Below are 11,308 nucleotides of genomic sequence, written 5' to 3' on the forward strand. Positions count from 1 at the left end.
GCAGCGACACCGCCTGGCCGAGACCCGCCCGGTACCGGGCGGCCACCGCCTGCAGGTCGTCGCGCACCGCGAGCATCGCCGCGATCTCGTTGTCCAGGTCCGCGATGTCGTCCTCGACCCTGTCGAGCCGGTACCGGACGTACTTGGAGGACGCAGCGGTCACCGGGGCGGCCGTGATGTCGATAAGCTGGGTGTTCACGTTTCCGATCTCCTTGGTTTGGTTGCCGCCCCGCGCCCGGCATGGCGCGGGGCGTCGTGCATCAGGGGGTGGCGGGGGCGGGGCGGATCTGACGGAGGCCGACCAGCCGGGGCTGCCCGGACTCGCCGGGCTGGTACAGCCACACCGCGTCGCCGTCGTAGCCCTCGACGACCCACACCCCGTCGTGGCCGTCCCAGGTGACTCGCGCGCCGATGGCGGGCATCCACGGACCGGTCATGACGCCTCCCGGAGTGCGGCCTTCCGGCGGCGGGCGTTGTAGTCGTTCGTCCACTTGGCCAAAGCCGCCCGGCAGGGCTCGCATCGGCAGCCGTGGTTCTTGTAGGTGTTGGCCTTGCCGTGCCCGGCACGGTCCGCCCGCGAAGGGTCGGACTTCGCCCTCGCGCGGGACTTCCGGACCGTCTCGGCGTTCTTGGCGCGGCAGGCGTCGCAGCGGCAGCCCGCGAGGTACAGGCGGTACCTGCCGTGGCCCACGTCGCCGTCGAACACCCTGCGATCGGTGGTTGCCTGGACCTCTGGCAGCAGCCCGAGCATGGCCAGCAGTTCCCGGCAGTCCGCAGCGTCGCGGGCGTTGGCGGCCACGGTCAGCGCAGCCGCTCTCTCCTCGATGTGGGTCATGACGCCTCCTGGGTCTGCTCGCGCCAGGCAGCCCCAGCGGCGGCGCGTTCAGCAGCAGCGCGCGGGCGGGTGGTCTTGTCGTGCGACTCGATCAGCCAGCCGTCAGCAACCGACTCGGCCGGGTTGTCATGCACGTGGTCGTGGCAGGCCCGGCACAGGCACACGCACTCGGCCGGGTCCAGGATGTCCGCCCCGTGCGAACGCTTGCGGGGTTCGTGGACGTCCCGCGACCAGGCGCGACGGCAGCGCTCGCACAGCGGGTACTTCTTCAGGAGCCGCTCGACCAGCCGGGCCCGCTCGCGGTTCTCCCGCTGCCGCTTGGCCGACACCTGCTTGATCCGAGTCCGGCGCGCAGGCGGCTGGCCGCCCTCGAGGGGCTTGTACCGCGCGAGGGGTTGGGTGCCGCGCTTGATCCCGGAGCGATTCATCGCCCACCGCCGCGGTACGAGTCGTACATCGCCTTGGCGTTCACGTTCAGCGACCGCATCAACTCGACCTGGGCCTTCACCTGCCAGGCGTAATCCACGGCGTTGGCCCGAGCGATCCGCGCCTCCCGAAGCGCCCAGTACGGGTCAGGGATCCGGTCGGCGAACCAGGCGTCCTGCTCCTTCTGCGACACCTGGCCGACCTTGCGGCCCACCTCCGGGGCGTCCTCATCCAGCAGCAGGACCGACCGGGCCTCCAGGTAGGTGCGCTCGGCGGTCAGCTCGGCCTCGCGGGCGCGTTTCACCTTCAACTGCGCCATGCCGAGCTCGTTGTTGAGCATCTTCAGGAACACGTCGGTGTCGGCCGGGGTGAGCACGACGTCGGCGGACAGGAACTCGAAGCTCCCCGTCTCCTCGTTGCGGGCGAAGACGCTCATTCGGCACCGTCCTTGTCTGCTGGTTCCAGGGCGGGCAGAAGCCCGCCGATCAGCTCCCACAGCTCCCCGGACTGCCAGGCGGCGGACACCAGATCGGCCGCGTCGTCGGCGAGCGTCACGGCCACGGTCGGCTCGCCGGCCACGACGGTGATGCCGGGGATCTCCTCGCCGTCAGCGGTCACCGCCGTGCCGGTCTTCTTGGCGGCGGTCAGGACCGCTGAGACGTAGGCGGGGCGGACGCGTGTGGTGCGGACCGTTTCCAGCTCGTCGGCCCGGTGCGTCTTCACCCACTCGGCGAAAGCCGCCTGGTCGGTCACGGTGGCGCGTACGGCGCCCTTCTTCACCTGGATGGCCCCGGCGGGGTGGTCGGCGACGACTCCGTTGAGACGGTCGCCGACGACCCACGTGGTGCGGACTTGGTCGCGGTCGGCGCGGTCGGCCTTGGCGAGGATGTCGGCCAGCACCGCCGACACGATCAGGCGCACGGCCTGCTCGTCGCGGGTCACGCGGCCTCACTCCCCGCCGTGAGCTCGGACTTGAGCGTCTGGACGCGACCGCGGATGTGGCCTTCCTCGGGCGGGGTGATCTGTCCGGCCTTCACGGCGGCGGTGACCGCACGCCAGACCTTCTCCAGGTCGGCGAGGCTGGTGTGGTCCTCGGCCATCCGCAACAGCTCTTTGGCCACCTCGGACAGGTTGTCCAGGTCCGGCGGCTCGTCCCCGGCCTGCATCGCCGTCATCTCACGGGCCCGGGATTTCGCCGGGTCGCACTTGAGCAGGTCGAAGACGAGCCGCTCCAGGGAGAAGTCATGGATGGGCTGGGGCTTGTCCACCCCCGGGCGTAGACCGGCGTGCACCGAGCGGGCGCCAACGACCATCGGGGGGTGTTCGCGGGACATCCGCACCCACACCGACGCGTCGAACGCCAGGTTCTTGTGCCCTTCGACCTTGTAGTCCTTGGACCCTTCGACCGGCCGGCCGGAGGCGTCGAGGGCGGCGACCTCCTTGCCCCGGGCGGTCATCACGACGATGCCGGGGAACGTCATGAACATCGTCATCAGCCGCCGGTGGCGGGCGGTGGCGTCGTTCCACAGGTTCATCGGGACCGAGACTTCGGCGTTCGGGTCCTTGCGCAGGCGCTCCTGATTGCTTCGCGACCCTTTGGCGCGGTTGCCCGCCCAGTCCTTCAGCAGGTCCCACTCGGCGGTCATCGAGTCGATGACCAGCACCACCGGTGGTTCACCGGCGTCGGCGGCGCGGCGGGCCTCGTCGCGGACCGCGGTGACCGAGCTCAGGATGTCGGCCCAGGTGCCGTCGTGCTCAACGACCAGGTATCGGACGCCGGGAATGGCGCCGTACTCGTCGGCGGCGGCCTCGTTGAGGTCGAGCCAGTAGGTCTGGCCGACACGCTCGCTGGCGGACAGTTCGGCGGCGGCCCGGGACTTGCCGGCCTTCTCCCCGCCTTCGAGCAGGATCAGCGGCCAGGGGACGGCGCCGGTGGGCTTGCGGGTGCGGAGGGGGGTCACTGGTCACCGTCCAGGTCGTCGGCGCGGTCGCGGCGGTCCTGCTCGGCGTCGGCGACGTCCTGCACCCGGGCCGCGAGCCGCGCGCGGGCGAGCATCCGGGCGGCGTTGGCCTTAGCCCGTGACGTGACGTCGAACTCGGCTGCGAGGTCGGCCAGGTGCTCGCCGGCGGGGTCGCGGTGTTGGGCGGTCACAGGGCACCCCCAGCGGGCGGCGCGGGGCTGCACTTGTCGGCGGCGCCGCGCAGTTCGGTGACCACCTGCTCGCGGGTTCGGAGCCCGTCCCACCGGTCCAGGTGCCTCTCGGCGTGCACGAACCGGTTGGGGGTGTCGTCGATCCCGTACCGCAAGTGCCTGGCCAGGGCGAGCATCGCCTGGTTGGCGTGGTCGTGCGCGTTGATGCCGGTCCCGGCGGCCATGCGGATCGCGGTGACCGGGGTGACGTGGATGCGGTGCTGGGTGGCGATGATGTCGGCGGCAGTGCGCAGGATCTGCGCGGACGTGGCGATCATCGGGCACCTGCCGTCGCAGCAGCGCAGGCGAGCGTGAGGTCCACGCCGTGCCGCAACGCGGACTCGTCCAGGGCGACCACCAGTCCGTACGGGTCGCCGTCGTGCTCGAACAGCTCAACCACGAACCCCGCGTCGCGCAGGGCGGGGATCCAGTTGCCGAGCATCTGCCGGGTCACCGACCGGCCGGTCCCGGACAGGGCCCCGTCGCGGCGGGTGATGACCACCACGTGCCCGGTGTCGTCCTGGTGCTTGAGGATGTCGAACCCGTCGCCGGTCGCGTGGTACGGCTGGATGCCGGCGTCCACTAGGGCGTCCCACACCTTGTCGCCGAGGACGTCGGCCTGCGCGTGCCAGGCCTCCCAACGCTGCGCGCCGGGCAGCGCGTCGACCGCCTGCTCGGCGACCAACGTCTGCGCCCACCCGTCCGCCTGAACCTCGCGGGTGCCGCGGGCGAGGGTGCCCTCGCGGGTGGCCGGGTCCAGGGCGGTGATGACCACGCTGCGGTCGTAGGTGACGGTGTAGATGTCACCGACCATCAGGTCGGCCGCCACCTCGGGGACCAGGGGGATCACGCGGTCACCGCCGCAGCCTGCTCGGCGTCGGCGGTGGCGAGCAGGCTGCCGCACTGCCACTCCACGTCCTCGACGGTGACGGTGCGCTTCACCTTGGGGACGGCGGCGAGCGCCTGCGGGTCCGGCTCCTCGATCTCGACCTCGCGAGTGCCGGTGACCACGCGCTCGCACACGTTGGAGCGCATCGCGATCCACTTGACCTTGACGCCATGAACGTCAGCGACCAAGTCGAGGTAGGTGTCGCGGGGCTCCTTGCGGACCGTTCCGGGCATGACCCTGGCGAACACCGCCGCACCCCGGCGGTCCTCCTCGCCGAGCTCGATGAAGTCGATCGCGCCACCGCGACCGTCGTAGGGCAACGGCAGGTCGGGGTGGTTCTCCAGGATGTCGGCGAGGGCGCGCAGGCCCTTGATGTACTCGGCGCGGTCGCTCATCGGGTCACCGCCGCGCGGGTCTCGACGAGCGTGGCGGCGTTCCGGATGGTGGAGACGATGTCGACCCGTCGGCGCGGCCCGGTCCACCCGTTCAGCCACCGGTCGTCGCAGGTGCCCCCCTGCCAGTGGTCGACCAGCGCGGCCAACGCCTCCTGGCGCAGGACGAAGCCGTTGTTGGTCAGGGTGAGGCGGTTGAGGGCGCCGTACAGGTCGGGCGGGGTGATCCGGTCGCAGGTCAAGGTGTCGAGGCGGTCCGCCAGCTTGCGGAGCACGTCCGGGACGGACGGCAGCACGTAGGCGGGTTCGGTGCGGACCGGCTCCGGCTCGACGTCGATCGAGGTCTCGGCGCGGCTCGCCAGCTTCACCACCAGGGCGCGAGCCACGGCCTCGACGCCGCCCGCCTGCGCGACCCAGTTGGTGAACTCGGCGCCGTGCAGCCGGACGAACTTGCCGTCGTGGCGTTCGACGACGACGCGCTCCCACGGGAGCGTCAGGCCGGGGAGGTCGGCGAGCTCGGGGACATCGCCGACCTCCTCCACGGAGATCGTGCGGGCGGGGGTGGGGGTCTGGGTTACCTTGGTGTTCAAGGCTCACCAGCTCCTCTCTGTCGATGGGAGTGGTTCCTGTTGGTGGGTCAGCGGGTCTCGGCCTCTTGCCAGGTCGGGGCCCGCAGTCATGCGGGGGTTCAGCGGGAGGTCACGACGCCCTCCGGGGCTCCTTGATGAGCCACGGGGTGGGGTGTGCGGCGCACAGCCGGGCCAGGAGCGCGAGCTGCGACGCCGACGGCGGCGGCGCCTGGGAGACGGCGAGTTCGGCGGCGGCGGCGATTTCCGCCTCCATCGATGCAAGGCGCGCGGCCTGCTTCTGCTCGGGGGTGAACTGAGCGCTCACTGCCCTGCGGCGGGGTGTTCGCCGAGGTGAGTTGCTTGTCACCTGTGCGCCACCCGTGTTGATCTCATGAGCGCTCATCAGGCAGACTCCTGCCTGACTTCCTCACTTCGAGTCAGGAGGTCCTCAACACCTACGTCGAGGGCCTTCGCGAACGCGTCGAGGACGTCGGGGAGCGGCCTGTTTCTGCAGCTCTCCGCGCGCACTACTTGGAACCGGGAGACGGGTGTGCCTTGGTCGCTGCAGAGCTGGGCGAGTGCGTCCTGAGTGAGCCGAGCCCTTACGCGTGCCCGCCGGAGTTTTCTCCCGTCGAAGGGGAGGTCGAGTAGTGGTGTACCAGCCATGAGCGCACACTATCGCTCATCGCTCATGAGCGCTAGTCACCGCTCATGATTGCTCGTGTGTCCCCCCGGCTTGATGTGTTCGGACCTGCCAGTGTGCGCTAATGTGCGCTTATTCGAAGGAGCGAGGGACATGCTGATGACCACGAGGAGCAGCACCGACCGCCTCAACGAGCAAGGCAGGAAGGCGCTCGACGCCCGCATGCACGACCTGCGGATGCTCTACAAGGACGTCGCACCGCTGGCGGGGATGTCACTCGCCCACCTCAGGCGCATCCTCAAGGGTGACCAGCCCATCACCCCACACATGGCGGCCGGGCTCGAATACGCGCTCAAACTCCGCAGAGGCACCATCGCCAAGTTGCTCGCCGGCGGCACCCTGATCCCCGTGGGGGAGACCAAGGGCGCCAGACGCGGCAAGAGCCTCGCCCAGCTCCTTGTGGAGCGCGGCCTGGTGGCGGCGGACGAGGTGACCCTCGACGACGAGGTCATGGACCCAGGTATCTGGGAGATCCTGGAGATGGACGAGCTCTCAGAAAAAGCGAAGGACGACTTCCTGAGGGCGTACATGCTGATGCGGCGGTCGATTCTTTCGGTGCGGGAGGAAGTGAAAAGGCCGCGAGGTTGATCCCCGCGGCCTTTTCGTAAGGGTTCGCTACCAGACCATCCGGGACTGCCCCGTGTCCGCTCCGCTCCCCATGAACGCCGAACGTCGTTCGTCTCGATCCAGCAGGGCCTCTACCTGCCCTTTGGCCAATGCCTGGAGGACGCGCTCGGTCGTGCGCACACCGGTCTGCTCGCCATGATGCGCGATGGCGCCTTCTATGCGCTCCGCGCACGCCGCGAATCCTGCGGTAAGGGTGTCCTTAGTGGTTCGGGTGTGGTGACGGATAGCCGCGATGGTGAGGGAAACGGCAGCGATGACGCACATCAGTGCGACCCCGTCGCCGCGAAGGATTTCCATGCGGGTGGATGCGTCGACACCGAGCACGGCAATGGCTAAAAGTCCGGTGGTGATGAGGATCCCGTCATATCGCCCCATAGTGTGCAACCTCCTGGGCCACGAACCTGGCCCTTGTTGTGTACGGCCCGACCCCCCGGGCGATAAGTCAGGAACTTTACGCCACAACTTGTTGAGCCAAAAGCCGTGCTTGTCGCACAAATTCGCGACCATCGACCGGCAAACCGCATAATTTTGCATAGCGCGAATGCCCGGTTACGGTTCGTGCAGCTTGACGGCCTACAGTGCGTAGGACATCCGCATTGGTTCCCTTTGTCGGGAACGATCCAGGTGACAGAAACCTGTCCAGTTGGACAGCCCGTTGACACGGCACTGAGATCACTGTGGGGCCGATTGTCCACTTCCACCAGTGACAGCAAGCGCTTGGCCGACTACGATCCGATGAGCGTCGCTGGTCGCTGGGCGAGCGCAAAACGGCCACACGATCGCACCGCCACGACCCCCTGGGCGCCCGTGATCGTGTGGTCCCGGAAGGGAGAGGCGGCCCCGAGCACGGCAACTGCCCGGGGTCGCCGCCCCAACGGCGAGACCGAAACTCCGCCTCGCCGGGCCTACTCGACGATCAACGCCTTGCGGTCCGCCGGGAGCACCGTCACATCGCCGTTTCGTTCCACCACCAGGACCGGCGTGCCAGGCGTCAGCCCCATGGCGTGCATCTCCCCCTCAGTCGGCATCCTCGCGGCGATGCGCGTCCCCTTGCCCACCGGTTCGTCGGTCACCTCAGCCTCTTCGCGTACGCGCGTCCCCACGCCCCTGACGGTGACGACCTCACCCGTTGATCGCAAGAGGGCCAGGGCATCTCTCACCGTGTCCTTGCCGACCTCGTGAATCTGCGCCAAGCGTCCTTCGGAGGGCAGCAGTTCGCCGGGCTGGTACTTCCCGGCCGTGATCTCCTCACGCAAGATTCGGGCCACCCGGCGGTACACCGGCTCGTACACGGTCACGATCTTGGAAGATAGGGGGCCCTATGATCCCCTCCCCCTTCGGCCATAGGGCCATAGGGCCATAGGTGCCATTGGCCTGCTACAAGACGTCAGCCCGCCACGTCAGCCGCACCGACTCGGCATCGGCATACCCACGCCGCCCAGCCCCCAGCGGCATGATCTCAACGCTCTCGAACAGGCCACGCAGGAACTCCCGCCGCTCGGCCACATCCCACGCCGCCCACTGCGCACGGGCGGCCTCCTCGCTACCCAGGCGCGCGGGAGCCACCACCCGCCGGCCGCGCAGATGACGCGACCGCCCCTCCAGCCCGGCGATGTCCGCCAGGATCCGCCGCTCCACGGCGGCCAGCCCGGTGGCCGACAACCCGCCGGTCGCAGCCTGGTCGTACAGGCCGTCCAGCCGGGCCCGCAGCTCGCCGATCTGCCCAAGGATTTGCTCATGGCCGTCGTCCTGCGCCTCGCCACCACGGGCAAGCACCTCCAGCTGGGCGGGCCGGGCCATCCACCTGACGGCGACCTCCTCCACATACCGCTCCACCCGCGCCTGGCCGCGCACCGCGTGCCGTCCCGGGGTGCGTTCCGGAGCGGTCGGCTGGCAGACATACCGCGCGCCGCCCCGGCCGTCCTCGACCTGCACCCGCATCCACCCGCCGCACAGCCCGCACGTCGCCAAACCGCTGAGCAGGTGCTTGACGCTGGAGTCACGGGCGCCCTGACGCTGCGGATCCGACAACCGGCCCATGCACGTGTAGTGCACATCCGGAGCGACGAGCGGCGGGAACCACTCCGGGCTGGGCACCACCCCCCCCTGGTGGCGCCGGTAGCCGATGTAGGCCGGGTTGAGCAGGATCGACCGCAACTGCGGGGTCCGCCAGATCCCGCCCTCGGGGGCCGGGATGCCGCGCCGGTTCAAGTCGACCACCACGGCCTTCTGGGTCGCTCCCCCCGCGAACCGCCCCGCGACCTCACGCACCACGCCGGCCCGGGTGTACGTCTCACCGATCCGAACCGTTTCCCGGCCGACCACACAGGCCGGGGTCAGCGCCACCCGCTTACGCTCGTCGGCCTCCTGGCCCACCAAGGCCCCGGTGCGCGGGTTGTACTGGCGCACGTAGCCGTACAGCACCTTGCCGTGCGGCCGCCCCTCGACCGCGTTGCCGCGCAGCCCCCGCCGAATCCTCTCCGAGAGCCTCTCGGTCTCGTACGCGTTGTCCACGCCGTCCTCGGCCAGCACCCGCCAGTCCCGCGCCACCCGCATGTCGTACGTCCGCCGGTGCGAGGTGACATGGATGAGCACGCCGAGCTCGCGGCAGGAGTCCAAGAACGCGATCCACTGCGACGCCTTGCGGTCCCCGCGGGAGGACTCCCACATCACCACCACGTCGAAGCGCGCAGCGTCGAGGTCTGCGAGGAACCGGTCCCAGTCCGGCCGGTCCACCCGGGCGAACCGCGACGCGCTACGGTGGTTGTCGGTGTAGGTCTCGGCGATCGTCCACCCGTTGCCGGCGCAGGCGTCCTCGTTGCCGGCGCGCTGCTCAGTCACCGACTTGCCGCGCTTGCCCTTGTCCTTGCTGGCCCGGTCGTATATCGCTGCACGTAGGACGGGCTGCAAGACCATCGGGACACCTCGTTCGTCTCGGTATGCTTAACTGTAGATAGCCGATGTGGTTTGTGTCCCCCGGGCCGCAATTACCGCCTTCACGGAATACCGTTCGGCTGGAGCCGTGTTGTGCCTCTCGCCGAGGAGGCGACCGCCACATCGGCCTAAAACGGAGCGCCCCGCAGGCTCGTCTTGCGGGGCGCTCCGTTGTACGACGATGTAACACTTTGTGGGCTGCCGTAACACAAGGTTTCCACTCAGCGCCGTATGGTTGGCATTGGCCGTCCGCACACCGGGAGAGTCCGTGCTGTATCGCATGACGAAGATCATCAGCAGTCCTGTGCTGCGCGTGCTGTGGCGCCCTCAGGTGACCGGGGCGCGCAACGTCCCGAGATCGGGGGCGGCGATCCTGGCCTCCAACCACCTGTCCATCCTGGACTCGGTGTTCCTGCCGCTCATGCTCCCCCGGCAGGTGACCTTCGTCGCCAAGTCCGAGTACTTCACCGGCAACCGCCTGATGGCCATGTTCATGCGGAGCACCGGCCAGGTGGCGATCGACAGGGAGAGCGCCTCGGCGGCGCAGGCCATGCTCGACTCGGCCATCCAGGTGCTCAAGGGCGGCGAGCTGTTCGGCATCTACCCCGAGGGCACCCGCTCCCCCGACGGGCGGCTCTACCGGGGCAAGATCGGCGTCGCCTGGCTGGCGCTGACGGCGGGCGTGCCGGTGATCCCGGTCGCGATGGTCAACACCGAGCGCGTACTGCCGCCCGGCGCCTCGGTCCCGAGGATCGCCAAGATCGGCGTGCGCATCGGCGAGCCGATGAGCTTCACCGGCGACCCCGGCAGGGCCAGGGACCGGCGCGTGGTCACCGACGAGGTGATGCGGGCCATCCAGCGCCTGTCGGGCCAGGAGTACGTCCCGGCGTACGCCTCCAGCCACAAGGAACGGGCCAAGGAGGCCGCCTGAGCCGGTCACACGGCGGCGAAGCGGCGAACACCGGCGAACACCCCGCGCTAGGCTCGTGGCGACGTCGACACACCCGGGGGTAACACGTGCCGCGCGGCCGTATCATCGCGATCACGTCTGTCACGACCGTGCTGGTGGCGGGGGCCGCCGCCGGTGGCGCCTACTACGTCCTGCACACCAGGGGCAGCGCGGCGCAGACCGCGAGCCACTTCGCCGGCGCCTGGAGCCGGGGCGACCTGGCCGCCATGCGGTCCGACCTCGCCTCGCCGGTGGCCGGGTTCGAGGACGCCTACGCCGAAACGGCCAAGAATCTCGGCGTCCAGAAGACCTCGGTCAGGCTGGGCGCGGTCAGCCCGGCCGGTGACGACCGGGCCAGGGCCGCCTACACCGCCACGCTGTCGCTGAAGGACGTCGGGCAGTGGACCTACACCGGCTCCCTGGAGTTGGTGGTCAAGGACCACTACTGGAAGGTCGCCTGGACTCCCGGGGCCGTGCATCCCGCGCTGACCGGCTCCACCCACCTGGCCCTGAAGACCACCTGGCCGCAGCGGGCCGCCGTGGAGGACTCCTCCGGCCGCCGCATCGACCAGGGCGACGTCGGCGGGTCGGTGCAGCAGCTCGTCGGCTACCTCGACAAGGCGACCGCCAAGGACGTGGCCAAGCTCGGCTCGTCCTACACGACCGGCGACCCCGTCGGCAGGGGCGGGCTGCAGGAGACGTTCCAGAAGGACCTGGCGGGCGTCCCCGGCACCGGCACGTACATGATCCAGGCGCAGTCGGGGGCCACGACGACGTTCACCAACGTCAAGGC

The 11,308-nt window shown here is 69.7% G+C and carries 20 protein-coding genes; 3 read left to right on the forward strand and 17 right to left on the reverse strand.

What is annotated here, in order from left to right:
• The 14 genes from AB0B89_RS31015 to AB0B89_RS31080 form a co-directional block, all read right to left on the reverse strand.
• A partial coding sequence (locus AB0B89_RS31015; RefSeq protein WP_358559893.1) for a hypothetical protein occupies positions 1–199 on the reverse strand: 199 nt, incomplete at its 3' end.
• A gap of 61 nt (positions 200–260) precedes the next feature.
• Positions 261–437: a hypothetical protein gene (locus tag AB0B89_RS31020; RefSeq protein ID WP_358559895.1), complete on the reverse strand. Its 177-nt coding sequence runs from the start codon at positions 435–437 to the stop codon at positions 261–263.
• Positions 434–835 (reverse strand): hypothetical protein, encoded by a 402-nt coding sequence (locus AB0B89_RS31025; RefSeq protein ID WP_358559897.1) that lies wholly within the window; start codon positions 833–835, stop codon positions 434–436. Before AB0B89_RS31025 ends, AB0B89_RS31020 begins: the two co-directional genes overlap by 4 nt.
• Positions 832–1,263: a hypothetical protein gene (locus AB0B89_RS31030; protein WP_358559899.1), complete on the reverse strand. Its 432-nt coding sequence runs from the start codon at positions 1,261–1,263 to the stop codon at positions 832–834. The genes AB0B89_RS31025 and AB0B89_RS31030 overlap by 4 nt, the downstream gene beginning before the upstream one ends.
• Positions 1,260–1,697, reverse strand: a complete 438-nt coding sequence (locus AB0B89_RS31035; RefSeq protein WP_358559900.1) for a hypothetical protein — start codon at positions 1,695–1,697, stop codon at positions 1,260–1,262. Before AB0B89_RS31035 ends, AB0B89_RS31030 begins: the two co-directional genes overlap by 4 nt.
• Complete coding sequence (locus AB0B89_RS31040; protein ID WP_358559902.1) at positions 1,694–2,203, reverse strand: hypothetical protein; 510 nt, start codon at positions 2,201–2,203, stop codon at positions 1,694–1,696. Before AB0B89_RS31040 ends, AB0B89_RS31035 begins: the two co-directional genes overlap by 4 nt.
• On the reverse strand, positions 2,200–3,222 hold the full coding sequence (locus AB0B89_RS31045; RefSeq protein WP_358559904.1) for an AAA family ATPase: 1,023 nt from the start codon (positions 3,220–3,222) through the stop codon (positions 2,200–2,202). The genes AB0B89_RS31040 and AB0B89_RS31045 overlap by 4 nt, the downstream gene beginning before the upstream one ends.
• On the reverse strand, positions 3,219–3,413 hold the full coding sequence (locus AB0B89_RS31050) for a hypothetical protein (RefSeq protein WP_358559906.1): 195 nt from the start codon (positions 3,411–3,413) through the stop codon (positions 3,219–3,221). The genes AB0B89_RS31045 and AB0B89_RS31050 overlap by 4 nt, the downstream gene beginning before the upstream one ends.
• Entirely contained in the window at positions 3,410–3,730 is a 321-nt protein-coding gene (locus tag AB0B89_RS31055; protein ID WP_358559909.1) for a hypothetical protein, read from the reverse strand. The genes AB0B89_RS31050 and AB0B89_RS31055 overlap by 4 nt, the downstream gene beginning before the upstream one ends.
• Positions 3,727–4,302, reverse strand: coding sequence for a hypothetical protein (locus AB0B89_RS31060; protein WP_358559911.1), 576 nt, complete (start codon positions 4,300–4,302; stop codon positions 3,727–3,729). Before AB0B89_RS31060 ends, AB0B89_RS31055 begins: the two co-directional genes overlap by 4 nt.
• On the reverse strand, positions 4,299–4,736 hold the full coding sequence (locus tag AB0B89_RS31065) for a hypothetical protein (RefSeq protein WP_358559913.1): 438 nt from the start codon (positions 4,734–4,736) through the stop codon (positions 4,299–4,301). Before AB0B89_RS31065 ends, AB0B89_RS31060 begins: the two co-directional genes overlap by 4 nt.
• Positions 4,733–5,323, reverse strand: a complete 591-nt coding sequence (locus AB0B89_RS31070) for a hypothetical protein (protein WP_358559915.1) — start codon at positions 5,321–5,323, stop codon at positions 4,733–4,735. Before AB0B89_RS31070 ends, AB0B89_RS31065 begins: the two co-directional genes overlap by 4 nt.
• Positions 5,324–5,432: 109 nt before the next feature.
• Positions 5,433–5,627 (reverse strand): hypothetical protein, encoded by a 195-nt coding sequence (locus AB0B89_RS31075; protein ID WP_358559917.1) that lies wholly within the window; start codon positions 5,625–5,627, stop codon positions 5,433–5,435.
• Positions 5,628–5,704: 77 nt separating this feature from the next.
• Positions 5,705–5,968: a helix-turn-helix domain-containing protein gene (locus AB0B89_RS31080; protein WP_358559919.1), complete on the reverse strand. Its 264-nt coding sequence runs from the start codon at positions 5,966–5,968 to the stop codon at positions 5,705–5,707.
• 130 nt (positions 5,969–6,098) lie between these two features.
• On the opposite strand from AB0B89_RS31080, the gene AB0B89_RS31085 reads away from it, so the two are divergent.
• Positions 6,099–6,593, forward strand: a complete 495-nt coding sequence (locus AB0B89_RS31085; RefSeq protein ID WP_358559920.1) for a hypothetical protein — start codon at positions 6,099–6,101, stop codon at positions 6,591–6,593.
• A 27-nt stretch (positions 6,594–6,620) separates the two neighbouring features.
• On the opposite strand, the gene AB0B89_RS31090 is transcribed toward AB0B89_RS31085, so the two are convergent.
• The 3 genes from AB0B89_RS31090 to AB0B89_RS31100 all read right to left on the reverse strand — a co-directional run bounded on the left by AB0B89_RS31090 (position 6,621) and on the right by AB0B89_RS31100 (position 9,548).
• Positions 6,621–7,007 carry a hypothetical protein gene (locus AB0B89_RS31090; RefSeq protein ID WP_358559921.1) on the reverse strand — a complete coding sequence of 129 codons (387 nt, stop codon included), beginning with the start codon at positions 7,005–7,007 and terminating at the stop codon, positions 6,621–6,623.
• Between the two features lie 530 nt (positions 7,008–7,537).
• Positions 7,538–7,930 (reverse strand): GntR family transcriptional regulator, encoded by a 393-nt coding sequence (locus AB0B89_RS31095; RefSeq protein WP_358559922.1) that lies wholly within the window; start codon positions 7,928–7,930, stop codon positions 7,538–7,540.
• A 79-nt stretch (positions 7,931–8,009) separates the two neighbouring features.
• Positions 8,010–9,548, reverse strand: a complete 1,539-nt coding sequence (locus tag AB0B89_RS31100; RefSeq protein WP_358559923.1) for a recombinase family protein — start codon at positions 9,546–9,548, stop codon at positions 8,010–8,012.
• Positions 9,549–9,846: 298 nt separating this feature from the next.
• On the opposite strand from AB0B89_RS31100, the gene AB0B89_RS31105 reads away from it, so the two are divergent.
• Both AB0B89_RS31105 and AB0B89_RS31110 read left to right on the forward strand, forming a co-directional pair.
• Entirely contained in the window at positions 9,847–10,497 is a 651-nt protein-coding gene (locus tag AB0B89_RS31105; RefSeq protein ID WP_358559924.1) for a lysophospholipid acyltransferase family protein, read from the forward strand.
• Positions 10,498–10,583: 86 nt separating this feature from the next.
• A partial coding sequence (locus tag AB0B89_RS31110; RefSeq protein WP_358559926.1) for an NTF2-like N-terminal transpeptidase domain-containing protein occupies positions 10,584–11,308 on the forward strand: 725 nt, incomplete at its 3' end.

The sequence above is a fragment of the Sphaerisporangium sp. NPDC049002 genome, from assembly GCF_040649355.1.
Lineage (GTDB): Bacteria > Actinomycetota > Actinomycetes > Streptosporangiales > Streptosporangiaceae > Sphaerisporangium.